Genomic DNA, 22,600 nt, shown 5'->3' on the forward strand with positions numbered 1-22,600 from the left:
GACCGCTTTTTATTGGATTGCCGTGTGTTCGCGGCAGCGCTGGAAAACCCTTTCCAGCGTCTGTTGTTCGTTGATCAGTGCCGCGCTGCTGGCGATGTCCGGCGCCAGCCAACGGTCTTCGTCGTAGGCTGGAACCCGCTCGCGCAATAGCTGCCAGGCGATGTTCGTCCCGACGCCAAAGCGCTGGGCCTTGAGAAACTCGAAGGCCTGCGCCGCCAGCAGGTATTCAATGGCGAGGATTTGCGTCGCGTTGCCCAGCACCTTGTGCAGTTTCAGCGCAGCGCTGGTGCCCAGGCTCAAGTGATCTTCCTGCAGGCCGGACGTGACGTAGTTATCCACAACCGCCGGTTGCGCCATCTGGCGGTTTTCTGCGCACAGCGAGGCGGCGACGTACTGGACGATCATCATTCCCGAATTGACGCCCGGCTGGCTGACCAGAAAAGCCGGCAGGCCGCTGACCATCGGATTGATCAGGCGGTCCAGACGACGCTCGGCAATCGAGCCCAGTTCGGCGACGGCCATGCACAAAAGGTCCGCCGCCATCGCCACCGACTGGCCGTGCGGATTGGCTTGGGACACCACGCGGAAGGCGTCGGGTGTGCCGAGCAGCAGCGGGTTGTCGGTGACCGAATTCAGTTCGGTCTCGATCTGGCGGATGGCATGTGCCAGTTGATCGCGGGTTGCGCCGTGCACCTGCGGAATCGAACGAATGCTCAGGGCATCCTGAGTCCGAATGCCCTGACTGCCGGCGAGCACTTCGCTGCCTGCCAACAGGCTGCGCAGGTTGTTGCCGACGACCTGCATGCCCGGATGCGGCTTGAGCGCAAGAATGCTTTCATCGAACGCGTCCAGTTGACCGCGCAGGGCTTCGAAGGTCATGGCACCGATTACGTCGGCCCATTGGGTCAGGCGTTCGGCATCGGCGATGGCCAGACAGCTCAGTCCGGTCATGCAAGGCGTACCGTTGACCAGACACAATCCGTCTTTCGCGCCGAGCAGGACGGGTTTGAGACCCTCCTCATCCAGCGCCTGCTGTGCAGAGACGATCTGCCCGCGATAGCTGACCTGACCGACGCCCAGCAAGGCGACGCCGACGTGGGCCATGTGGGTCAGATAACCCACCGAACCCTGCGCCGGGACCTGAGGCGTGATGCCGCGATTGAGCAGGGCCAGCAACGCTTCGACCACTTGCCGATGTATGCCGGATTTGCCCTGACTATAATTGAGCAGGGCGGCGCAGATGATTGCGCGGGTCTGTTCGTCGGTCAGCGCTGCACCGACGCCACAGGCATGGCTGAGCAGGGTGTTGCGCGACAGGCGGCTGAGCTGCTCGCCTTCCAGCGAGACGTTGCACAGCGCACCCAGGCCGGTGTTCACACCGTAGGCGCGCTCGCCGCTGGCCACGATCTGCCGGACGATGGCCTGGGCGTTGTCGATCCTCGCCCATGCGGCGTCGGACAGCCTCAGTTGCGCGCCATGCCGGGCGACGGCCACCACGTCCTGCCAGCGCGCCGGAGCGTCGCCAATGACGATCTGTTCTGCTCGCGACATCTGCGACGGTCCTTAAAGAGTGGCCACCCGGCGCTGAACGAAACGATCCACGTAATCGTCGGCGGGCGAGTGAAGGATTTCTTTGGGCGTGCCGACCTGAATCAGCCGCCCGTCCTTGAGAATTGCGATCCGGTTACCGATGCGTACCGCTTCATCCAGATCGTGGGTAATGAATACGATGGTCTTGTGCAGCGTGGCCTGCAGTTCCAGCAACTGGTCCTGCATTTCGGCGCGGATCAGCGGGTCGAGGGCGCTGAACGCTTCGTCCATCAGGATGATGTCGGTGTCGGCCGCCAATGCACGCGCCAGCCCGACACGCTGGCGCATGCCGCCAGAAAGCTGGTGCGGGTACTTGTTTTCGTAGCCGCTCAGGCCGACCGTGGTGATCCAGTGACGCGCGCGTTCATCGCACAGCGCCTTGGTCTCACCGCGCACTTTCAGACCGTAGGCCACGTTGGCGAGCACAGTCTTGTGCGGCAGCAGGCCGAAGCTCTGGAACACCATGCTGATCTTGTGTCGGCGAAACTGGCGCAGTGCTTCCATGTCGTAGCGCAGGATGTCTTCGCCATCGACCAAAATCTCGCCGCTGGTAGGGTCGATCAGCCGATTGAAGTGTCGCACCAGCGTGGATTTGCCCGAGCCGGACAGGCCCATGATCACGAAGATCTCGCCACTGGCAATCGACAGCGACAAATCGTTCACGCCGACGACGCAGCCGGTTTTGGCCAGCACCTGATCCTTGCTCTGATTCTGCTGGACCATCGCCAGCGCTTCCTTTTCGCGACCGCCGAAAATCTTGAACACGTTGCGTACGACTATCTTGTTCTGTTCCGCACTCATCATTTCTGCGCCTCATGCCGTGGGCGGCCGTAGGCCTGCGTAATGCGGTCGATCACGACCGCCAGAATGACGATGGCCAGTCCCGCTTCCAGTCCGCGTCCGACGTTCAGGGTCTGGATGCCGACCAGTACGTCCTCGCCCAGCCCGCGAGCGCCGATCATCGAGGCGATCACCACCATCGACAGCGCCATCATGGTGGTCTGGTTGATCCCGGCCATGATGCTGGGCATCGCCAGTGGCAGTTGCACGCCGAACAGTTGCTGCCAGCGATTGGCACCGAACGCGTTGATGGCTTCCATGACTTCGCCATCGACCTGACGGATCCCCAGATCAGTCAGGCGAATCAGCGGCGGTGCGGCATAGATCACGGTGGCGAAGATCGCCGGAACCTTGCCCAGACCGAACAGCATCAGCACCGGAATCAGGTAAACGAAGCTGGGCATGGTCTGCATGATGTCCAGCAGTGGCATCAGCACCGAACGCAAGCGGTTGCTGCGCGCCGAGAGGATGCCCAGCGGAATGCCGATTAGTACGGCAATGATCGTGGCGACCAGCATCAGCGCCAGGGTTTGCATCAGTTTGTCCCACAACCCGACCGCGCCGACCAGAAACAGCAGGCCGACGATCACCACCGTGGTAACGACCTTGCGCGTGGCGTGCCAGGCGATGCCGCCGACGATGAGCAGCATGAGCCACCACGGCGCCATGCGCAGCAGGCCTTCCAGATTGACGATGGCCCACAGCAGCGTGTCTGAGATGTGGCGGAACACGTCGCCGTATTGGGTCACCAGCGAGTCGACGCCGTCATTGACCCAGTTGGCGATCGAGAAAGTGAAGCTTTCAGGGAACATAAGCGGCTCTCAAGTAAGGTGTATCGGACTCACGAACGGGCAACCGGACCGGTACTCTCAGCCCGGCTGCCCAGTCGTTTACAGCGAGGCGTCCACCTTTTTCGCGGCGTCTTCACTGACCCACTGGTGCCAGACTTCCGGATGTTCTTTCAGAAAGATCCGGGCAAGCTTCGGCGATTCGATGCGGTCCTTGGCCATGCGTCCCAGGTTCTGGTTGAGCAGGTCGATCGGCAGATTGACCTTCTCCAGCATCGCAACCAGTTCAGGCGCTTCATCATGGAACACTTTGGACACGCCGACCTTGATATCGATCGTCTTGTTCACCCCGGCTTTTTCTTCCAGGCGTACCAGATCCACCTGGCCCATCAGCGGCGTCGGCGACCAGTAATACGTCAGGATCGGTTCGCCACGCTTGTAGCTGGACAGGATAGCCGCGTCCAGCGCCGGGCCGGTGCCCGGCCGGAAGTTGGTGTACTTGTTCTCCAGACCGTAGCTCTTGAGCATCTCGCTGTTTTCCAGTTCGCAGGTCCAGCCGGCCGGGCAGTTGTAGAAACGGCCCTTGCCGGGTTCTTCCTGATCCTTGAACACCGCCGAGTACTGCGCCAGATCGCTGATCGACTTGAGGTTCGGCGCCTTGGCTTCCAGCTTGCGCTTGGCATCGCCTTCGATCACGTAACGCGGCACGTACCAGCCTTCGACTGCACCGACGATAGGCGCGCCGACACCGACCACTTTTCCGGCCGCCGCGGCCTTGTTCCACACTTCGCTGCGACCTACCCATTCTTCAGCGAAAATCTGGATGTCGTTGGTGCTCAGGGCGTTTTCCATGGCGATGGAGTTGCCGGGCAGGGCGTCCACGGTGCAGCCGTAACCCTTATCCATCACAATCTGCAGGATGTCGGTCAACAGCATGGCGCTTTCCCAGTTCAGGCCCGCGAATTTCACCGGCTTGCCTGATTCACACCAGTTGGCGGCCTGACTCGCTCCGGCGCTGGCGAGCAAGCCAGCGGATACCAGAGTGGTCAACAGGGCCTTTTTCATATTCATTGTCGATGCTCCTACGCCTGAAAGGGATGGTGGCAGCTTCAAAACAGGCATCCGGCCTTCGGGCGTTTTCACGCCCGTTCCCGAGGGCTGTCGGTGATGACCGACAGGTTCCTTAACGTCCGATCATCGGCAGGTTCAAGCCCTGCTCTTTGGCACATTCGATAGCGATGTCATACCCCGCGTCGGCGTGGCGCATGACGCCGGTGGCCGGGTCGTTGTGCAGCACACGGGCGATTCGCGCAGCGGCTTCGTCGGTGCCGTCGCAGACGATCACCATGCCCGAGTGCTGCGAGAACCCCATGCCGACGCCGCCGCCATGGTGCAGAGACACCCAGGTTGCGCCACTGGCGGTGTTGAGCAGGGCGTTGAGCAACGGCCAGTCGGACACGGCGTCGGAGCCGTCGCGCATGGCTTCGGTTTCGCGGTTGGGGCTGGCGACCGAACCGGAGTCCAGGTGGTCACGCCCGATCACGACCGGTGCCGACAGCTCGCCGCTGCGTACCATCTCGTTGAACGCCAGGCCGAGCTTGGCGCGCTGGCCCAGACCGACCCAGCAGATACGGGCAGGCAGACCCTGGAAACTGATGCGCTCGCGGGCCATGTCCAGCCAGTTGTGCAGGTGTTCGTCGTCCGGGATCAGTTCCTTGACCTTGGCGTCGGTCTTGTAGATGTCCTGCGGGTCACCCGACAGCGCGGCCCAGCGGAACGGGCCGATGCCACGGCAGAACAGCGGACGGATATAGGCCGGAACGAAGCCGGGGAAATCGAAAGCGTCCTTGACGCCGACTTCCTTGGCCATCTGGCGGATGTTGTTGCCGTAGTCGAAGGTCGGAATACCGGCTTTCTGGAAAGCCAGCATGGCTTCGACATGTTCGGCCATCGATTGCTTGGCGGCCTTGACCACATTGGCCGGCTCGCTCACCGAGCGCGCGCGGTACTCGTCCCAGCTCCAGCCTTTTGGCAGGTAGCCGTTGAGCGGGTCGTGGGCGCTGGTCTGGTCGGTCACCATGTCCGGGCGCACGCCACGGCGCACCATTTCCGGCAGGATTTCGGCCGCGTTGCCGCACAGGGCGATGGAGATGGCCTTGCCTTCGGCGGTGTATCTGGCGATGCGGGCCAGCGCGTCATCCAGATCGACGGCCTGTTCATCGACGTAGCGAGTCTTGATGCGGAAATCGATACGGCTCTGCTGGCATTCGATGTTCAGCGAGCAGGCACCGGCCAGTGTCGCGGCCAACGGTTGCGCGCCGCCCATGCCGCCCAGGCCTGCGGTCAGTACCCAGCGGCCTTTGAGGTTGCCGTCGTAATGCTGACGACCGGCTTCGACGAAGGTTTCGTAGGTGCCTTGCACGATGCCCTGGCTGCCGATGTAGATCCAGCTGCCAGCGGTCATCTGGCCATACATCGCCAGCCCCTTGGCATCCAGTTCGTTAAAGTGCTCCCAGCTCGCCCAGTGCGGCACCAGGTTGGAGTTGGCGATCAGCACGCGCGGGGCGTTGCTGTGAGTCTTGAACACGCCGACCGGCTTGCCGGATTGCACCAGCAACGTCTCGTCGTCATTCAGCTGGGTGAGGCTCTCGACGATCTGGTCGTAGCACTCCCAGTTGCGCGCCGCCCGCCCGATGCCGCCGTACACCACCAGTTCATTGGGGTTTTCGGCCACTTCCGGGTCCAGGTTGTTCATCAGCATGCGCAAGGGCGCTTCGGTCAGCCAGCTTTTTGCCGTCAGTTGCGTACCACGTGCAGCACGCACCTCGCCTTCGCGGTGACGGGTCCAGTCCTGCTTCAGGTCTTGATTATTCTCGGTCACAAAAAAATCCTCGGCGATCATTCCAAACCAGCCCGTGAAGGGCGCCTGCATCCGTCTGGCAGAACCAGTCGGCCAACTTGTCTCTACTCGTATATACAAGCATATGCAATCCGAAGGCCAACTTGAAATGACGACGTATGCCGCCGCGCAGATGCCCGGTTTAAAGGGAGTCTGGAGAAGGCATGGATCACGGGGTGTTTTCCTGACCCGTCCTGAATCTGTTACCTGATACGTTTCCTGCGCTGTTTTGGGGCGGCAGGTAACAGAATGATGCACAGCAGGAGGGCGCGTCCGTTAAACCTGATTTCTCGATAGCTGAGCGGTAGATTTTCGTTTGTGGAGGGGTTGGCGAAGCGGCTTAATCTGCCCAGTTTGATGAGGGCATCAGGCTGCGTGACAGAGACGGCGCAACGAAACCGCCAGACGCTGGCAAAAGGATGTGTTCATGGCCGCACAAGCTCACTCGCCACAGATGTATCAAGTGTTCGGTCTTCATCGCACCTGGACGCAACGCTACGTTTTCAACAACCTCAACGCTTTGCTGAACGGGCCTCCCGATCTTTCGCCCGACACACTGCTGCGCTCGCTGGCGCGGTATCGGGGCGGTTATTGCCATGAGCTGAACTCGGCTTTCAAGGCGCATCTGGAGCGCCAGGGTATCGAGGCGACGCCTTATCTGGCGCGGGTGGTCTACCGCACAGGTGACCGTGTTCTGCCACCTTCGCACCTTTACCTTCTGACACAGGTCGCAGGCCGGGTGCTGCTGTGCGATACCGGTTTTGGTAACGGTCTGCTCTGGCCCATCGAGCTGGACACCGCCAGCGCGCGGCCGCAGAACACGCTGGCGTTTCAGGTGCGTTCATCCGGCAGCGGCCGAGGATTGTGGATCAGCGAGCAGGGCCAGTGGGACGAGTTATACCGACTGGGCGATGAGCCTTCGCGGCAGGAACACATCGACACGGCCAACCACTATTCGGCCACCTCGCCCGACTCCATTTTCTGCCACAACCTGGTGTTGACCCGCTATGCCCGCGGGGGGCGCAGACGTCTGTTGAATCTGCGTTACGTGAATGAAGCGCAGGAGACGGTGTTACTGGATTCACGCTCGGCGTTCGACAACTGTCTGCAAGGCCAGTTTGGCGTCCGGCCCACATCGGCGGAGGTCGGGCGTCTGTTCGAGATTGCCTGCAATGCCGCCCGCCCGGCCGCCTGACGAATAACTGTAAGTGAATAACTGGGCGTACTTATTTAAAAACTAGCACCCGTACTCCGTGCTGTTTACCCATCATGCGTATTGATCCTGTTTTCGGAGCGCATGATGAAAGACGCTGGTTTTTCAACCGCCCATGGCGGAATGGTTATTTGGGCAGCCTTGATTGCCTCATCGTTTTTTGCCGCCGGCTATGTGAGCCAGGCGGTTGATCCTGTGCTGCTGACCGGGCTGCGTCTGCTGTTCTCGGCGCTGTTGTTCCTGCCGATTCTGTTGGTGAAGGGCAACCTGTCGATGAGCATGAGCCGACTGCGTTGTCACTGTGTGCTGGGGTTGCTGCTGGCGGTCTATTTCGGCTCGCTGTTCGAAGCCCTGCGCTACACCTCGGCGGTGCACACCGCAACGCTTTACACCCTGGTGCCGCTGATGACGCTGTGCTTCGAGGTGGCGCTGATGCACGGGATGATTCTCAAAGGCCGGGTATTTCCGATGCTGACCGCTGCCGTGGGCGCTGTGTTGCTGATCGTCGCAGGGTCGCATGCGGATGCCACGCCTTCGCTGTACGCGTTGGTGGTCTACGGTGTGGGCTGTCTGGCGATGGCGCTTTATTCCCCACTGAGTCAGCGCTATAAGCTCAAGGCGCTGAGCGACACCAGCCCGGTCGCGATGACGTTCTGGAACATGTTGTTTGGCGCACTCTTTCTGCTGCTGATTGCCGCTGTGACCGGAGGCTGGCGGACCGGGGCGGAGCTGGTGGCGATCGACGTTTTCTGGCTGTTTTACCTGGCGCTGTTCGGCACACTCGGGACGTTCTGGCTGTTGCACCGCGCCATCGGGGTCATCGGGTCTTCGACAGTGATTTCCTACGTCTACCTGAGCACGCTGTTCGTCACCCTGTCTCGCTGGTTTCTCGGGGAGCAGCCGGTATCGATGGGGGTTACTGGCGCTTTGCTGGTCCTGCTCGGCATGGTTGCGCTGGTGCTCAAGAGCCGCCAGCGCAAGCTTGCCACAGCCTGACGTCAGCCCGCCTCGACGAAGGCTGGCTGCCAGCCTTCGAACTCGTTCTCAAGGTAGGAAGCCACTCTTAGCAGTTGTTCTTCCTGCCAGTGGGGCGCGACGATCTGAATGCCGATCGGCATGCCGTTTTCCGGATCGTGGCCGCACCTGATAACCGCCGCCGGTGACCCCGACAGACTGAAGGGGAAGACGAATGCGTAGCGGCCCCGGTCCTCAAGGGATGCTCCGTGGGCAAACGCGACATCGCCATACACCGGGGAAATGAACAGGTCGTAGTCGGTGAAGAACCGCGCAAGCTGGTGGCGGAATGTGTCGATCATGACCCAGTCACGCTTCAGCTCTTCGGTGCTCAGCTCGACGCCACGGCTCATTTCCAGCAGTTGCGCGGTTGCTTTGGTGAACTGGTGCTTGCCGATGGCAGCGAACAGCGCTTCCCATCCCTTGCCGCCGTCGCCACCGGTGATGAAGACCCGCCACAACACGTCGCACGCTTCTTCGAGCAGGGGCGGCCGTGCGTCCTCTACTGCGCTGACCACATCGTTCAAGCGTATGGCGACTGCATCCAGCACACTCTGGACGGCCGGGGTCACACGGGCGACGGACGATTTGCCCGATACCGCGATTCGCAGGTCCTGCAAAGGCTTGCCGGGTGCAAAGGGTACGTCCACGGTGTCCGGGTCTTTCTGATCGGCACCGCTGATGAGTTTGCCCAGCACTCGCAGGTCGTCGACATACCGGCCCATGACGCCGAAGGCCGAAGTGATGTGGAACAGGCCCGAGCGTTCGTTGGGGTATTGCCCGCTCAGCGGGACGCGGCCCTGGGTCAGCTTCAGACCACAGATACCGTTGAAATGGGCCGGAATACGCACGCTGCCGCAGGCGTCGGAGGCCAGACCTGCCGGTGAAAGACCTGCAGCGATGGCCGCCGCTTCACCGCCACTGCTGCCGCCTGCGGTACGACTTGAGTCGTGCGGGTTGAGCGTACGGCCGTACAGCAGGTTCTCGGTTTCGAAGGCCATGCACAGTTCTGGCACGTTGGTGATGCCGAGAATGATCGCTCCGGCTTTTCTCAAGCGGGCCACGGCGGTGGCGTCAACGGCGCTGGGTTCGTTGCGCCACTGTTCCACGCCACGGGACATGCGAAAGCCCTTTACGTGGCACACGTCCTTGATGGTGATCGGAATGCCATGCAACGGCCCGCTGAACTGCCCTTTGCGTGCCTGGGCGTCAGCCTCCTCGGCCTGTTGAAACAGGCTCTCGCGCTGCTCCTGCAGGATGATTGCGTTGATGTGTGGATTGCGTTCCTCGATACGCCGCAGGTAGAAGTCGACCAGCGAAACGCTGGTCAACACGCTGCGCCGGATCAGGCTGGCCATTTCTTCGAGCGTCAACTCGTCCGGTTTAAGCATGCTTGAGTCCTTTCTTGCTGCCGAGCCACTTGTTCGGAATCTGGTACATGTTGCGCACCACCAGCGAAAACACTTTCACGAACAGCTTCGGCTTGGCGGCAATCACCTCCAGTGATTCCTCGATCATCTTGAGGACGTGGTCCAGCGCCTCGGGTGTGATGTTCAGCGGCGGGTAAAACCTGAGCACCGGATGCGCGGCCTTTTCGTTCATCGAGTGCCCGGCGTGTACGCCACGTTTACCCAGTTCCATGCTCATCAAGGCTTCGTACACCGAACCTCGCAGGCGCAGGCCGGTCATCAGGCCGACGCCCGGCACATCTTCAATGATTTGCGGGAAGCGGGAAGCCAGCCGTTGCAGGCCATTGCGCAGCAGGCCGCCGTTGATCCGCGATAGCTCCACCAGATTGTGCTGCTGGATGTAATCGATGGCGGCCAGTGCCGCAGAGCAGGCCAGTGGATGGCCGCCAGTGGTGCGGTTGTCCGGTTCGATTTCGTCGAGCGGGAAACGGTTGGTCAGGGCCTGGCTGTAAACGGCACAGGCGAACGAGGTGTAGCCGCCCGTCAGACCTTTGGACAGAATCATGATGTCCGGCACTACGTCATCGTACTGAACCGCGAACCACTTGCCGCAGCGTCCGAACCCGGTCTGGATTTCGTCGGCGATAAGCAGGGTCTGGGTCGCATCGCACAGCGCGCGAATATTGGCCATATAGCCGACGGGCGGAACCTGCAAGTGCGCGCCGCCCAGAATCGGTTCGACATAGATGGCGCAGACACCGTCGCCCACGGCCTTTTGCAGCGCCGCGAAATCGCCATACGGCACGTAGGTGACTTCTTCCGAATAGGTGCCGTAGCTGCTGTGGTGTTGCTGCTGGCCCAGAATGCTCATGGCTGCCAGGGTTTTGCCGTGATAGGAATCGGTCATCACGACGATGCCGCGCCGATGCTTCTGAACCTGCAGCACGTAGCGCATGGTCTGCTCGATGGCCTCGGCGCCCGACACCATGTAACGCACCTCGCCCCAGTCGCCGGGAATCAGGTGGCGCAGGCGTTCGGACAATACGGCCTGCGTCGGGTGTTCACGACCTTCCGGCACCCACGCCAGCTCGCTCAGTTGCGCCTGCACTCGCTCGCGCACTGTCGGGTTGCGATGGCCGACGATGAACACACCGTAGCTGCACGCGCAGTCAATGAATTTCTTGCCGGTGTGGTCTGTGACATAAATGCCGTCGGTGCTTTTTTCCACCGAGGTCTTGCCGATGCGATAGAGCTTGGCGGCCGAAGCGCTCCAGAACTGTTCGCAGTCGTCCAGCAGTTGTTCACGCGGCATGGTTGAGGACATGTCTGAAAGTCTCCTTGATACGTTGGCCGGCGCGTTCGACAGGCAGGGATCTGGCGGTAAGAGGGCAGCGCAGCACCAGCGCATTGCCGCGCGCCGGGCTTGCATACACACCGTTCTGGTAAAGGGCTTCGCGCAGTTGTGCCTCGTTGCGACCGGGCAACGGTACGCTGACCCAGCCGCCCAGTGCGGTAGCGCCCAGGTCTGTCAGTACGCTGGCCAGCAACTGGCCGTTGTGCGTACAGCGCTGAGGCGAATTATGGGTGTGCAGGTAATCAAGCGTGGTCAGGGCCGCGACGCAGGCCATCGGGTTGCCGGCCGTGGTGCTGCCATGTTTGGCGGGCGTACTGCGGCCATAGACCGTATAGGCCATTTCTTCGCTGCAGGTGTAGGTGCCGATGGGGACTGCGCTGCCTCCCAACGGACCGCCCAGCACCGCAATGTCCGGAGTGTTGGTGTACTGCTGGAAGCCGAACAGGGTGCCCAGGCTGCCCAGGCAGGTGGCTACGTCCATGGCGATGACCGGTGCCTTTGCGTCACCGGCTGCGGCATACAAACGGTCGAGCAAGGGCTGCTCGATCAGGCGCAGAACGCCCTTTTCGTCGGTGATGACGCTGGTGTAACAGACCGCGAAGCAGTCGTTCCAGTCGATTTTGGCCAGATCGTCGGCATGACTGACGGCAACGCGCCTGAAGCCCAGCAGTCGCTGGATTTCGCTGTAGCGGTCAGGCTGAGTCAGGCTGCGACCATAGGTCAGTGAGCCGTAGTCGCCGCCCTTGATGAACACCAGTGTGTTGCGACGCGGGTTCAGCCCCTTGCACAGTTTCAACGCGCCTTCGAAGGCTTCGTCACCCGAACTGCAGACGTAGGAGCTGACCAGAGGATCCGGCAGCAACCCGGCGAGTCGGCGGCACAGAGCGATCAAGGGTTCGGACATCAATACCCGGTTGGACAGGCCCATGATCTCGGCCTGGGCTTTGACGGCGTCGATGACTTCCGGCACCTGAAAGCCGAAACCGCCCGACAGGTCGATGATTTCCTGGCCTTGTGCGTCCGAGTAGGTCTCGTAGAGTCCGGCCACAATGGTTTTATTAGTGTTTTTCATAGGGGCTCTCAGCGATAGCTCAAGGCGTTGAAGATGCGACGGCGGTCGTCGACGATGGCCTGGCGTCCGTGCATGACCCGGCGGTTATCGATCATCACCATGTCGTTGTCACGCCAGCCGACCGGGTAGGTCAGGGCGGTTGAAACCTCTTCGATCTCGTTCAGAAACTGCTCGGGAATGGCGTCGCCCGAGACGGTGTCGATGATCGGCTTCTCGTAGTTGAACGACGGACCGAGGATGCTGTTGGCGAACGCAGGCCGCTGGCTGATCGGCGAAACCGGAATGGCCGGAGTGGAAAAGGCGTAGTGAATGGAGTCGTCGCTGGTGTTGAAGGTGATGCGCGTCTGCGGGTCGTTGCCGACGATCTGCATCAGGTCATCCGGCGTGACGAGGCTCGGATCATTCTTGTCGGCCGAGTAGTGGCAGACCAGACGACGCCATTTGTCCGCGCTGACCGTGCGGCTGTAGCGAATCGGGTTGTTCTCGAAGAAGGTCCGGCAGTCGGCCGACAATGCGCGTAGCACGGCTTCACCGTCGCAGAGCGTGGTCTGCGAACCCTGGCGGGGCGCTTCCTGACAGTAGAACCAGGTGATGTCCGGCCAGAACGGAGAGTTGCCGTTCTCGCAGTGCAGACCGATTTCCTGGGTGCCGGCATCGACCAATTGCGCGGCGCCGCCGACCATTGTGCGGGCCGGGTCCAGGCTCAGACGCGAACTGTTGTTCTTCACGAACCGGCTGAAGGTTTCGGCTTCATGAATACAGTCACGCATGAGTACCACGCCATAGGTCCCCAGCAACTCATAGAGCGCCTGGGTTGTCAGCGTGGCGAATTGCGCGGGTTCGATCACCGCGAATTCGGGGTTGTCAGAGCGAGAGGCAGGCATGTTCATCGGCAGAAGTCCTTTGCATGGATGGTGAAAAACGGTGTGCGAACGCTTCGGCAATCTCGGCCCGCTTGGGGCGACCGGTCACGGTGTACAGCTGTTCAAGCAGGGGATTGGCGAGGTCCAGCAGCCAGAGCTTGCTGGGGCGCTCCACGTCGGAGAAACGTTTGGTCGACCACTGCGCCAGGTCGTGGCGATCCGGCTGCGACTCGACGCACAGCAGGGCGATCAGGCCATGGTCTTCGTCCAGAAAGACCGCCGCATCGCGAACGCCGTCGTATTTGCGGTATTCCAGTTCGACCTGCTCCGGGCTCACGTTTCGGCCGTTGGCCAGGCAGATCACGTTCTTCTTGCGACCGTGGACATACAGGTAACCGTCGCTGTCCAGTGCGCCCAGGTCGCCGGTGTCCATCCAGCCATCGGCGCTCATGGCGCAGGCGCTCGGGTCCGTGCCGGAATAACCGCTGAACAGCGACGTGCTTTTGACTTCGATGGTCTTGTCGAGGCCGATGCGAACCTGAACGTGCGGCAGCGGCTTGCCGACGCTGCCCAGGCGCTGCTGTTCGGCAGTATTGACGCTCACCACCGAGGCGTTTTCAGACAGCCCGTAACCCTGGAAGACCGACACGCCTTCGGCTTCAAGGGCGCGCAGGATGTCGATATCCACTGCCGCACCGCCGCAGGTGATGTGCACCTGTTCTGTGAGGTACGTGGCCAGGCTTTGGGCAGCTTCTCGGTTACCCTGGAGCCTGCGCAGAAATTCGTTGAGCATGACCGGCGGCACGGTGAGCGCGGTGGGTTTCACCCGTTGAATCCAATCGGTCAGGCGCGCAGGCGATGCGCCCGGCTCGCCCAGCAACGGCTCGCTCTGCGGCAGAAAGTGAATCGTGCCGCCTGCCAGAAGCGGCAGATAGGACGCAGTGACCTGTTCCAGCAGCAGGCTCAAAGGCACCAGCGACAGGTAACGGAGGTGGGCATTGGCCGGCATCCTGAACCGCAGCGAATTCAGCACCTGGCCAATCGCGGCGCAGGACAGCCGGACGCCTTTGGGGTTACTGGTCGTGCCTGAGGTGTGAATGATCTTGCAGATCCAGTCGTGCTCCACCGCCGTCTGGGCCAGTGGCTGAGGAATGGCCGGTAAATCCAGATGGCGGACCTTGCTGGCAGGAAGGTCCAGAAGCCAGCGCTCGGTGAGCGTTTTCTGACCGGCCGAGTCAACGAGAAAACCGTCACAGTGCGCGGCCAGGTTTTCTGCCTGGACCTGACTGAATGCCAGAGGCAGCGGCAAAGAAGTTATGCCAGCGAACAGACAGGCCAGGTCGGCGATCAACCACTGACTGGTATTGCGCGTGACGATGCCGATCACCACCGGATCGTTTGGCACCCTGGGTTGGAATCGATGCTGCAATTCAGCAGCCAGTGCAAACGCCTGTTGGCGCAGCTCGCGGTAAGTGAGGGATTTGGTGGTATCTCCGTGGTCCACCGCGCAGACTTTCTCGCCGTGAACCTGCAGTGCGGAGCGCAATTGGGCAATCAGATTCGCGCTCATTGCGTCACCCTCGTTTGGACAGGAAGGTGATTGAACAGCGTGCCGAGTGTCATGGCCGCGAAGCGCGAGCGTTGCGGGTCGACCTTGATGAACCCGGTGATCGGACGCTTTGCGTAGTAGGAACCCCAGTTCTTGCCACCGTCTTCGGAGAGGCGCGTGGGGTCGGCGGTCAGCAGGGGTTCGAAGACGATCTGGCAGCTTTCCATCATTTCGCGCACGCGCGGGGTCACGGTGCACAGCAGGTACTGCGCGCCCATGCACCAGGCCAGCAGTGGGATCATGTTGACCATGATCACGCCGGCCGTGACGTGGTGCGAGATCAGGCTGCCGATTTCGGCAATCGAGGCACGTTCGATCTGCTGCCCGTGACGCTCGGACAGAATTTCATGAATGGGGCGGGGCAGGTACTGTTCGGAAAACAGTGTGCGGTGATTGCCAAAGGTAATTCCGGCGCATGACATGATTCTTTCATCTTCGTCCTGAGTGAGGGCGAAATACTGTGGATTGGGTTCTATGTTCGCTTTATATGATGACTGAAATTTACTCTTAACTATTTCGACAGCCTGCTTCCACAGCGGTGATTCACAGTCGGTCACGCGTATAAGCATGATGGCATCTCCATTGTTCGTGATGATCCTGAAACGTGCTGCGAATGTATTTGGGAAAATTCCTACACACCATTTAAAAAACAAAAACGGTCTGTTAATATCTAAATAGCTGGGTACTCCACGAGCACATTGGACTTCTGGAATATATGGATATGCTTAAAAGCAATATGCTCAGAAAGTTGGATATGCAGGACTTGTTGATTTTCATTTCGGTTTACGAAAGCTCAAGCGTCACCGAGGTCTCCGAGTCCCTTTTTGTTAGCCAATCCACCGTCAGCTACTGCCTGAAGAAGCTGCGTAACAGCTTTGAAGACGAGTTGTTTATCAACACGCGCAGTGGAATGCGACCCACGTATAAAGCCACGACCATGTACAGCCATGTTTTGAAAATCGTGGAAAGTATCAACGTTTGTTATGCCGGCTCTGCACTCTTGTCGCCGCCACAGAAAGATGTGATTTACACTATCTGTGCGCCCGAGTATTTCGAACTTTTGATTTTGCCGGGTTTGTTGAAGTTGTTTTCGACCCATGATGTTCCGGTCACGTTGAATGTTCAAAAGATCCACCGTGACATTCCCGTTAAAGAGTTGAACGGTGGCACGCTGGATCTGGTTATTTGTTTCGGTCCCAATTACCACCGTGGGGGCAGCGGACTGAAATCCCAGATACTGTTGGACGATGATTTAATCTGTGTGGTGGATCGTAACTTCATACCGCCCGAAACAGGCTTTGAACTTGAAACCTTTGTGGCGCGCAGGCACGTCTACCCGACGCCCTGGACGTCTGAAACCAACATGGTAGACGGCTGGCTGAGCAAGCAGGGGTGCAGTCGCCAGATCGTGGCCAAGGCCAACAGCTACGGCGCTGCCCTGCACATGATTGCGGGTTCCGATGTGGTGGTGACCCTGCCCAGGCGTGTGGCGCGATTAATCGTTAATAATGATATTCATTTTTCCACGGATGCTCCGGCAGGCTTGCCGACATTTACGCTGGATATGGTCTGGAGTGAGAGCGCCGATCAAGACCCTTCCAACTCCTGGATCAGGGAACAGGTGGTCAAGGCGTGTATGGAATACACGGTTTAGATGATGTTCAGTCAGGTTTGCTTTCGACCGAAGGCCGTGTTGTCTTTTGAGTGTCACACAGCGCTGTTTATATTCATGTGATGTGTAACAGCGCTGTATTGTTGCATCAGGAAAGAGGGTCTATTTCATTATTGGTAACTATCAATAGATTGTCTGACAAAACCAGCCTCAAATGACTTTCACGGCCCGCCCTATGAACTGAATCGGTCCGGTTGGTTTGCCGATTGGCGAACCGGTGGACTTTTCCAGCGTCAGCTCAAACAACTGGTTGGGCTGCAGCGGCGGCAGTTTATCAAGCGGGATGTTCAGGCTTTGCCCTGGTTTGACCAGCCCCAGCGATACCGGACCTTGCCAGTCGTCCCCCTTGGTCCAGAACTCCAGCGCCTTGTCGGCCGGTACTTCGAACGCGCCCAGCGGGATAAGCTGAATTTCCTGCCGATTGCTGGCTTGCACGACCCAGCCGGGGGACTTGTCCTGAGGTCCGACGAGTACCACCAGATAGGAAGGTGGGGCCGGATCGCGGGTCAGCAGCGTCATGCCCAGCACCATCGAGGCGGCAAGGCCCGCACCGGCCAACCCGCGCCAGATCGCCAGATTGTCCCACCAGCGCACGCGCTGTTCAGGCTGCGCCCTGGGGGCGGCCCGATCCACCAGATTGCGTTCGATCCGCTCCCACAGGCCGGGTGATGGCTTGACGGGATCCGCCAGTTCGGTCAACGGCAACAGCCGTTGATCCCAGGCGTCTATCGCGGCCTGCAGATCCGGTTCGTGGGGCAGGCGACGCTGGACGTCGAGCCTTTGTTCGGCGGACAGGGTGCCGAGTACGTACTCGCCTGCCAGCTCGTGAATGTTTTCGTCCGAAGGTCGGGTCATCCCATGCACTCCCGCAAAGCCGTCAGGCTGCGCTTGATCCAGGCTTTGACCGTACCCAGTGGCGCGCCGATTTTCTGCGCGATTTCCTGATGCGAATAACCGTCTACATAAGCATGAAACACACAGTTGCGCCGCACGGGCTCAAGCTGCTCCAGGCACGAGGTAATGCGTCCCGGATTGACGCGCCAGTCGAAGGCATCGCCGGTTTCCTGCCAGCCTTCCAGCGTCGCCTGCTCATGATGATCTTCGCTGCCGTCATCGTCCTCCCGGACTTCCCGCGCCGTATTGCGCAGGTTGTTGAGCGCCAGATGCCGGGTCACGCTGAATATCCAGCCGCGTGCCGAACCGCGTGATGCGTCGAAACTGGCCGCACGGGTCCAGATTTTCAGGAACGCATCATGCACGATGTCCTCGGCCAGTGCCCGGTCGCGAACCAGTCGCACGACCACGCCGAGCAGCCGAGCGCTTTCCTGTTCATAAAGACGCTGCAGAGCCTGTCGCTCACCGCGAGCGCAGGCGTGCAACGTGCCTTCGTAATCAAAGAGGGATTCGTGTGAGGACAAGGTAATCCGCCATCGATGGACTAATGCCTCGTTGATATCACGAGGACCCGCGCAGCAGCATAGCTCACTGACTGCGCGGTGCCCGATTGCCTGGCTGTATCAGTTGGCAGCCCAGAACAGGTAGTCAGCCTGATACTTGACCACTTCCTTGGCGCCTTTGTTGCTGGCTGCACAGGCAGTGGTCGGTGCCACGCCGCCTTTCAGCGCGGTACGCTGGATGTAGGCAACACCGGTCATGGCGCCTTTGCCTTCTGCCGGGTTGGCCTTGACCAACTGGTACGGCAGGTTGCCTGCGCTCGAAGGTGCAACGGCGACCTGAGTGCCGGTCACTTTCGAGCCGTCTTTGGCTTCCCAGGTGGCAGGTGGACCGTAATAGGTGCCGACCTGTTTGCCGCTCTTGTCATTGAGCACGGCCTTGGGACCGACGAACGCCCATTCCATTTCGTTGGGCATGTTGGCTTTTGCGCGGCACTCGTAGGTGATTTCGCCAACCCCGGTGGTTTGCATGCTGATCTTGTGGCCGGCCGGAACCCGAACGCTTTCGGGCAGATCGGTCTGGGCCAGGGCGACGGACGACAGGCAAGTGAAAGCCAGGGTACTACCTGCAAGGCAGAGCAAGCGTTTTGCGTTCATGCAGAAATCTCCAGATGGTTTAACCGCGCTCAGCAACTCGAAGTGGCTGCTGTATGTACTACCCGCGAAGAAACAATCTGGATGCAGTGATTTGAAAATATTTTTTCAGGACCGGCTGAAGCGGCTGCGCAGCAGGATGATTCCGGTGATTGCTGCGACACCGGAGCCCAGCAGTACGCCGACTTTCACTTCGTCGATCAGGTGTTGCTGACCCGGGAACGCCAGATTGCCGATGAACAGGCTCATGGTGAAACCGATGCCGCACAGGATCGCCACGCCATACAGTTGCACCCAGTTGCTGCCTTCCGGCAACACCGCGAGCCCTGAACGAATCGCCAGCACGGCGGCGAGAAAGACGCCGATCTGCTTGCCGACGAACAGCCCCAGCGCAACACCGAGCGGCACCGGATCGACGAGGTTTTCCATCGAGATACCGGACAGCGAAACCCCCGCGTTGGCAAAACCGAAGATCGGCACCACGGCAAACGCGACCCAGTAATGCATCTTCTCTTCAAGGAACAGCAACGGCGAGCGGGCTTCCTCTTCAGGCTTGCCCATTGGAATGCACAGCGCCAGCGCGACGCCTGCCAGGGTGGCATGGACGCCTGACTGCAACACGAAGAACCACAGCAGCGCGCCCAACAACAGGTAAGGCAGCAGGCGACGGACCTTGAGACGGTTCATCACGATCAGCACCGCCAGTGTGGCGAAAGCGGCGACCAGCATCGGCAGGTTCAGGCCGGAACTGTAGAAGAACGCAATGATGGTGACCGCGCCCAGGTCATCGAGAATGGCCAGTGCGGCGAGAAACACCTTCAGCGAGGTCGGCACCCGGTTGCCCAGCAGCGACAGCACACCCAGAGCGAAAGCGATGTCGGTGGCCGCAGGAATCGCCCAGCCGCTCATCGTTTGCGGGTTGCCCCAGTTGATGGCGATGTAGATCAACGCCGGCACCAGCATTCCGCCTGCCGCGGCAAAGCCGGGCAGGGCCCGTTGCCCCCAGGTCGAGAGTCCGCCTGCCAGCACTTCGCGCTTGATCTCCAGGCCGACCATCAGAAAGAAGATCGCCATCAGGCCATCGTTGATCCACAGCTCGACCGACAGGCCCAGCCACACGCTGTGCAAAACCGAAAAGTAACCGGCGGAGAGCGGCGAGTTGGCGACGATCAGAGCCGCCAGCGCTGCGAGCATCAATACAATGCCGCCTGCCGATTCGGAGGCGAGAAAGCTGGCGAGGATGGCGACGGCTCGGGGTGTTTCCTTGGTCGGGAATTGAGTCATGGTCGTCCTTGAACGAGAAGCTGATTCTTATAGGGCGCCCAGCATACCTTCATTGCCAAGGGCGTTCAGCTCAATCAGGCAGCAACGGCTGGCGCCTGAGGATTGCAGCTCGATCTCCATGAGTCCGCCGTTATTGTCCACCAGCGCGCAGTCGTGCTTGCCAAGGATTTCCCAGGGCTGACCACTGACGCTCAGCGCAATCTGCTCGGCCATGCTGAACAGCACAAAGGTGCTGGCCGAACTGAACAGCCTTTGCGGCTGGCGCACGTCGATCCACTGCAAGCGAGCGTTGTACCGATGTGCAGCGTAGATCAGATTGAAATCCCGGATCGGCCCGTCGAGCAGCGTGCACTCGACCTGACTGTCGCCGCTGAATGCGAACGGGTCGGAGGGCAGCAATGGGCGGCTGGTGGTGCCATCCACCGACAACGTCATGCCCGCGCCCTGCAGAACCGTGATAATCCGCTGATAACCGGCAAACACTGAAAAACCACCCGAGTTCTCGATGTCTGCAATCGACAGGCGCCAACCGAAACCGTCCAGATCCTGACCGGCGTCACGGGCAATTTCTTCGGTGCTGCCGCCGCCGTTCTTCCACGGCATGCGTGGGTAATCGACGGCGCGCAGGATGCGGGTCAGGGTCATTTGGTGAAACGTCCTTCAAGGCGATGACGGGAGCCGGGATGGATCAGGCGTGCAGCGGTCACCGGCTGGCGGCCCGACCAGGTGCGGCGTCGAATCAGCAGGCAGGGTTCGCCTGCGTCGATCTGCAACAGCTTGCACTCGTCGGGCTCGGCCAGAATAGCCTCGACCACGTGTTCACCCTCGGTCAATGGCGCAACTTGCGACAGATAGGCGTAGGGCGTCTGTTGAGTGAAATCCTGCTTGAGGTAATCCGGCGCGACCAAGGCGTTCACGAAACGGTCTTCGATCTGCACGGCAATGTCGTTTTCGTAGTGCACGATCAGCGAATGGAACACCCGCTGGCCCTCGCGCATGTCCAGCGCCAGCGCACGCTCGGAGCCTGCCGCTTCTTCCTTGAGAACGATGACCTTGCAGGAATGACGATGGCCTCGTGCGGCGATCTCGTCAGCGATATTGTGGACTTCGAACAGCGCCGACTGACTCTTGGGTTCGGCTACGAAAGTGCCGACACCCTGCATGCGCACCAGCAGGCCTTCGGCCGTCAGTTCGCGAAGGGCGCGGTTGATGGTCATGCGGCTGAACCCCAGTTGCGTCACCAGCTCGCTTTCCGACGGCACGCGATGATGAGGCGGCCAGGTACCGTTCTGGATCTGCAGGGCGATCATGTGTTTGACGCGGGCGTACAAGGGTGCGGGACTTTCGCCCATCTGGGCTGCCAATAATGAAGAGGCGGGCGGCGTCGGCACGTGTGTGTCCTTGTTGTCGAGATGATTCAGGCGCTCAAGCTAACCATTAAGCGGTGGTACGGCAAGTTTGCCGACGGTTTACCGGATTGCCAAACGTCTGTATATGTATATACAAATTACAGTGATGGGGTATGAAGTCAATGTCAGCCTTCTTTGCCGAGCGCGCGTTACTCCCTGACGGCTGGGCCAGCGATGTCCGTCTGGAAGTAAGCCCTGAGGGAATATTGACGCGGATTCAGATCAATGCCGATCGGCAGGGTGCTGAAGTGGTCAGCGGCCCGATGCTGCCCGGCATGCCGAACCTGCACTCGCATGCGTTCCAGCGTGCCATGGCCGGGCTTGCGGAAGTGGCGGGCAACCCGAACGACAGCTTCTGGACCTGGCGCGACCTCATGTACCGTCTGGTCGGGCGTATCACGCCGCAGCAACTGGGCGTTATTGCTCGCCAGCTGTATATCGAAATGCTCAAGGGCGGCTACACCTCGGTCGCTGAATTTCATTACGTGCATCAGGACGCGACCGGCAAGCCTTACGCCGACCCCGCCGAGCTGGCGTTGCAGATCAGTCAGGCGGCGAGTTCCGCCGGTATCGGCCTTACCTTGCTGCCGGTGCTCTACAGCCATTCAGGTTTTGGCGGGCAGGCACCCAACGAGGGGCAGCGTCGATTTATCCACAGCACCGACAGCTACCTGGACCTGCAGGCGCGTTTGCAGCCGATCGTGGCGAGCCAGACGGCACAGCGACTGGGCCTGTGCTTTCACTCGCTACGCGCCGTGACGCCTGAGCAGATCAGCGCAGTACTGGCCGCCAGCGACTCGGATTGCCCGGTGCATATCCACATTGCAGAGCAACAGAAGGAAGTCGACGACTGCCTGAGCTGGAGCGGTCGGCGACCTTTGCAGTGGCTGTATGAAAATACGCCTGTGGATAACCGCTGGTGTCTGGTGCATGCGACCCACGCCGAGCCTGACGAAGTGACGCTCATGGCGAACAGCGGCGCGGTGGCCGGTTTGTGCCTGACCACCGAGGCGAATCTGGGAGATGGCATTTTCCCCGCTGTGGATTACATCGCCCAGGGCGGACGCTGGGGTATTGGCTCGGACAGCCATGTGTCGCTCAGCGTCGTCGAAGAACTGCGCTGGCTGGAGTACGGCCAGCGGCTGCGCGACCAGCGCCGTAACCGTTTGTACCGCAGCGATCAGCCGATGGTGGGCCGAACCTTGATGGACGCCGCGCTCGCGGGGGGCGCCCAGGCGCTGGGTCAGGAAATCGGCGCGCTAGAAATCGGCAAGCGTGCGGACTGGCTGGTGCTGGACGGTAAAGACCCGTACATCGCGACCGCGACGGGCGACGCCATTCTGAACCGCTGGCTGTTCGCGGGCGGTGATCGGCAGATTCGCGACGTCGCTGTTGCCGGACGCTGGGTGATTCGCGAAGGACGGCATGCTGATGAAGAGCAGAGTGCACAAGCGTTTGCGCAGGTGCTGAGCGCATTGCTGGGCTAGTCAATGAAGCCTTGAATCGACGCAACACCTGTGTGAGATGCAACCGTCA

Annotated in this window: 21 protein-coding genes; 4 read left to right on the top strand and 17 right to left on the bottom strand. The window is 60.4% G+C overall.

Annotation, left to right across the window (positions count from 1 at the left end; genetic code table 11):
* Positions 1–9: 9 nt before the first annotated feature.
* The 5 genes from JTJ32_RS10835 to hutU form a co-directional block, all read right to left on the bottom strand.
* Positions 10–1,551, bottom strand: coding sequence for an HAL/PAL/TAL family ammonia-lyase (locus tag JTJ32_RS10835; RefSeq protein ID WP_210042000.1), 1,542 nt, complete (start codon positions 1,549–1,551; stop codon positions 10–12).
* 12 nt (positions 1,552–1,563) lie between these two features.
* Positions 1,564–2,394 (bottom strand): quaternary amine ABC transporter ATP-binding protein, encoded by an 831-nt coding sequence (locus JTJ32_RS10840; protein WP_099228770.1) that lies wholly within the window; start codon positions 2,392–2,394, stop codon positions 1,564–1,566.
* Positions 2,391–3,242 (bottom strand): ABC transporter permease, encoded by an 852-nt coding sequence (locus JTJ32_RS10845; RefSeq protein WP_004880400.1) that lies wholly within the window; start codon positions 3,240–3,242, stop codon positions 2,391–2,393. Before JTJ32_RS10845 ends, JTJ32_RS10840 begins: the two co-directional genes overlap by 4 nt.
* A gap of 78 nt (positions 3,243–3,320) precedes the next feature.
* Positions 3,321–4,289 (bottom strand): ABC transporter substrate-binding protein, encoded by a 969-nt coding sequence (locus JTJ32_RS10850; protein WP_184322315.1) that lies wholly within the window; start codon positions 4,287–4,289, stop codon positions 3,321–3,323.
* 112 nt (positions 4,290–4,401) lie between these two features.
* Positions 4,402–6,120, bottom strand: coding sequence for a urocanate hydratase (gene hutU / locus JTJ32_RS10855; protein WP_210042001.1), 1,719 nt, complete (start codon positions 6,118–6,120; stop codon positions 4,402–4,404).
* 424 nt (positions 6,121–6,544) lie between these two features.
* Here hutU and JTJ32_RS10860 point away from each other — a divergent pair, with 424 nt between their 5' ends.
* Both JTJ32_RS10860 and JTJ32_RS10865 read left to right on the top strand, forming a co-directional pair.
* Entirely contained in the window at positions 6,545–7,312 is a 768-nt protein-coding gene (locus JTJ32_RS10860; protein WP_210042002.1) for an arylamine N-acetyltransferase family protein, read from the top strand.
* Positions 7,313–7,417: 105 nt separating this feature from the next.
* Entirely contained in the window at positions 7,418–8,326 is a 909-nt protein-coding gene (locus JTJ32_RS10865) for a DMT family transporter (RefSeq protein ID WP_099228767.1), read from the top strand.
* A 2-nt stretch (positions 8,327–8,328) separates the two neighbouring features.
* On the opposite strand, the gene JTJ32_RS10870 is transcribed toward JTJ32_RS10865, so the two are convergent.
* From JTJ32_RS10870 to JTJ32_RS10895, 6 genes are read right to left on the bottom strand one after another with little or no spacing between them, the layout of a single operon-like run.
* Positions 8,329–9,735: an amidase gene (locus tag JTJ32_RS10870; RefSeq protein ID WP_210042003.1), complete on the bottom strand. Its 1,407-nt coding sequence runs from the start codon at positions 9,733–9,735 to the stop codon at positions 8,329–8,331.
* Positions 9,728–11,077, bottom strand: coding sequence for an aspartate aminotransferase family protein (locus tag JTJ32_RS10875; RefSeq protein ID WP_210042004.1), 1,350 nt, complete (start codon positions 11,075–11,077; stop codon positions 9,728–9,730). Before JTJ32_RS10875 ends, JTJ32_RS10870 begins: the two co-directional genes overlap by 8 nt.
* Positions 11,055–12,179, bottom strand: a complete 1,125-nt coding sequence (locus JTJ32_RS10880) for an aminotransferase class III-fold pyridoxal phosphate-dependent enzyme (protein WP_099228764.1) — start codon at positions 12,177–12,179, stop codon at positions 11,055–11,057. The genes JTJ32_RS10875 and JTJ32_RS10880 overlap by 23 nt, the downstream gene beginning before the upstream one ends.
* An 8-nt stretch (positions 12,180–12,187) precedes the next feature.
* Positions 12,188–13,069, bottom strand: coding sequence for a TauD/TfdA family dioxygenase (locus JTJ32_RS10885; protein WP_210042005.1), 882 nt, complete (start codon positions 13,067–13,069; stop codon positions 12,188–12,190).
* Complete coding sequence (locus tag JTJ32_RS10890) at positions 13,044–14,612, bottom strand: AMP-binding protein (protein WP_210042006.1); 1,569 nt, start codon at positions 14,610–14,612, stop codon at positions 13,044–13,046. Before JTJ32_RS10890 ends, JTJ32_RS10885 begins: the two co-directional genes overlap by 26 nt.
* On the bottom strand, positions 14,609–15,220 hold the full coding sequence (locus JTJ32_RS10895; RefSeq protein ID WP_236059276.1) for a thermostable hemolysin: 612 nt from the start codon (positions 15,218–15,220) through the stop codon (positions 14,609–14,611). Before JTJ32_RS10895 ends, JTJ32_RS10890 begins: the two co-directional genes overlap by 4 nt.
* A 152-nt stretch (positions 15,221–15,372) precedes the next feature.
* On the opposite strand from JTJ32_RS10895, the gene JTJ32_RS10900 reads away from it, so the two are divergent.
* Complete coding sequence (locus tag JTJ32_RS10900) at positions 15,373–16,305, top strand: LysR family transcriptional regulator (protein WP_210042008.1); 933 nt, start codon at positions 15,373–15,375, stop codon at positions 16,303–16,305.
* 168 nt (positions 16,306–16,473) lie between these two features.
* Here JTJ32_RS10900 and JTJ32_RS10905 read toward each other — a convergent pair whose 3' ends face one another.
* The 6 genes from JTJ32_RS10905 to hutC all read right to left on the bottom strand — a co-directional run bounded on the left by JTJ32_RS10905 (position 16,474) and on the right by hutC (position 21,007).
* Complete coding sequence (locus JTJ32_RS10905) at positions 16,474–17,178, bottom strand: anti-sigma factor (RefSeq protein ID WP_099228759.1); 705 nt, start codon at positions 17,176–17,178, stop codon at positions 16,474–16,476.
* The gene (locus JTJ32_RS10910; protein ID WP_210042009.1) at positions 17,175–17,741 is read right to left on the bottom strand and encodes a sigma-70 family RNA polymerase sigma factor; all 567 of its coding nucleotides are present in this window, start codon (positions 17,739–17,741) and stop codon (positions 17,175–17,177) included. Before JTJ32_RS10910 ends, JTJ32_RS10905 begins: the two co-directional genes overlap by 4 nt.
* A 99-nt stretch (positions 17,742–17,840) precedes the next feature.
* Positions 17,841–18,374, bottom strand: a complete 534-nt coding sequence (locus JTJ32_RS10915) for a DUF3455 domain-containing protein (protein ID WP_004880392.1) — start codon at positions 18,372–18,374, stop codon at positions 17,841–17,843.
* Positions 18,375–18,479: 105 nt separating this feature from the next.
* Positions 18,480–19,655, bottom strand: coding sequence for a Na+/H+ antiporter NhaA (nhaA, locus tag JTJ32_RS10920; RefSeq protein ID WP_210042010.1), 1,176 nt, complete (start codon positions 19,653–19,655; stop codon positions 18,480–18,482).
* Between the two features lie 27 nt (positions 19,656–19,682).
* Positions 19,683–20,300 carry a HutD/Ves family protein gene (locus JTJ32_RS10925; protein WP_184322303.1) on the bottom strand — a complete coding sequence of 206 codons (618 nt, stop codon included), beginning with the start codon at positions 20,298–20,300 and terminating at the stop codon, positions 19,683–19,685.
* Positions 20,297–21,007, bottom strand: coding sequence for a histidine utilization transcriptional repressor HutC (gene hutC / locus JTJ32_RS10930; RefSeq protein WP_184322514.1), 711 nt, complete (start codon positions 21,005–21,007; stop codon positions 20,297–20,299). The genes JTJ32_RS10925 and hutC overlap by 4 nt, the downstream gene beginning before the upstream one ends.
* Before the next feature lie 179 nt (positions 21,008–21,186).
* Here hutC and JTJ32_RS10935 point away from each other — a divergent pair, with 179 nt between their 5' ends.
* Positions 21,187–22,551, top strand: coding sequence for a formimidoylglutamate deiminase (locus tag JTJ32_RS10935; protein ID WP_210042209.1), 1,365 nt, complete (start codon positions 21,187–21,189; stop codon positions 22,549–22,551).
* Positions 22,552–22,600 lie beyond the last annotated feature (49 nt).

Origin of the sequence: Pseudomonas alliivorans (genome assembly GCF_017826695.1) — a bacterium.
GTDB classification, from domain to species: domain Bacteria; phylum Pseudomonadota; class Gammaproteobacteria; order Pseudomonadales; family Pseudomonadaceae; genus Aquipseudomonas; species Aquipseudomonas alliivorans.

Excerpts from the sequence above, each read along its gene's own strand:
- JTJ32_RS10885 (WP_210042005.1), bottom strand. The coding sequence starts at position 13,069 with ATGAACATGCCTGCCTCTCGCTCTGACAACCCCGAATTCGCGGTGATC.
- JTJ32_RS10850 (WP_184322315.1), bottom strand. The coding sequence starts at position 4,289 with ATGAATATGAAAAAGGCCCTGTTGACCACTCTGGTATCCGCTGGCTTG.
- hutU (WP_210042001.1), bottom strand. The coding sequence starts at position 6,120 with ATGATCGCCGAGGATTTTTTTGTGACCGAGAATAATCAAGACCTGAAG.
- JTJ32_RS10915 (WP_004880392.1), bottom strand. The coding sequence starts at position 18,374 with ATGAACGCAAAACGCTTGCTCTGCCTTGCAGGTAGTACCCTGGCTTTC.
- JTJ32_RS10900 (WP_210042008.1), top strand. The coding sequence starts at position 15,373 with ATGCTTAAAAGCAATATGCTCAGAAAGTTGGATATGCAGGACTTGTTG.
- JTJ32_RS10845 (WP_004880400.1), bottom strand. The coding sequence starts at position 3,242 with ATGTTCCCTGAAAGCTTCACTTTCTCGATCGCCAACTGGGTCAATGAC.
- JTJ32_RS10935 (WP_210042209.1), top strand. The coding sequence starts at position 21,187 with ATGTCAGCCTTCTTTGCCGAGCGCGCGTTACTCCCTGACGGCTGGGCC.
- nhaA (WP_210042010.1), bottom strand. The coding sequence starts at position 19,655 with ATGACTCAATTCCCGACCAAGGAAACACCCCGAGCCGTCGCCATCCTC.
- JTJ32_RS10860 (WP_210042002.1), top strand. The coding sequence starts at position 6,545 with ATGGCCGCACAAGCTCACTCGCCACAGATGTATCAAGTGTTCGGTCTT.
- JTJ32_RS10865 (WP_099228767.1), top strand. The coding sequence starts at position 7,418 with ATGAAAGACGCTGGTTTTTCAACCGCCCATGGCGGAATGGTTATTTGG.
- JTJ32_RS10835 (WP_210042000.1), bottom strand. The coding sequence starts at position 1,551 with ATGTCGCGAGCAGAACAGATCGTCATTGGCGACGCTCCGGCGCGCTGG.
- JTJ32_RS10875 (WP_210042004.1), bottom strand. The coding sequence starts at position 11,077 with ATGTCCTCAACCATGCCGCGTGAACAACTGCTGGACGACTGCGAACAG.
- JTJ32_RS10895 (WP_236059276.1), bottom strand. The coding sequence starts at position 15,220 with ATGCTTATACGCGTGACCGACTGTGAATCACCGCTGTGGAAGCAGGCT.
- JTJ32_RS10925 (WP_184322303.1), bottom strand. The coding sequence starts at position 20,300 with ATGACCCTGACCCGCATCCTGCGCGCCGTCGATTACCCACGCATGCCG.
- JTJ32_RS10880 (WP_099228764.1), bottom strand. The coding sequence starts at position 12,179 with ATGAAAAACACTAATAAAACCATTGTGGCCGGACTCTACGAGACCTAC.
- JTJ32_RS10870 (WP_210042003.1), bottom strand. The coding sequence starts at position 9,735 with ATGCTTAAACCGGACGAGTTGACGCTCGAAGAAATGGCCAGCCTGATC.
- JTJ32_RS10840 (WP_099228770.1), bottom strand. The coding sequence starts at position 2,394 with ATGATGAGTGCGGAACAGAACAAGATAGTCGTACGCAACGTGTTCAAG.
- JTJ32_RS10890 (WP_210042006.1), bottom strand. The coding sequence starts at position 14,612 with ATGAGCGCGAATCTGATTGCCCAATTGCGCTCCGCACTGCAGGTTCAC.
- JTJ32_RS10905 (WP_099228759.1), bottom strand. The coding sequence starts at position 17,178 with ATGACCCGACCTTCGGACGAAAACATTCACGAGCTGGCAGGCGAGTAC.
- hutC (WP_184322514.1), bottom strand. The coding sequence starts at position 21,007 with ATGGGCGAAAGTCCCGCACCCTTGTACGCCCGCGTCAAACACATGATC.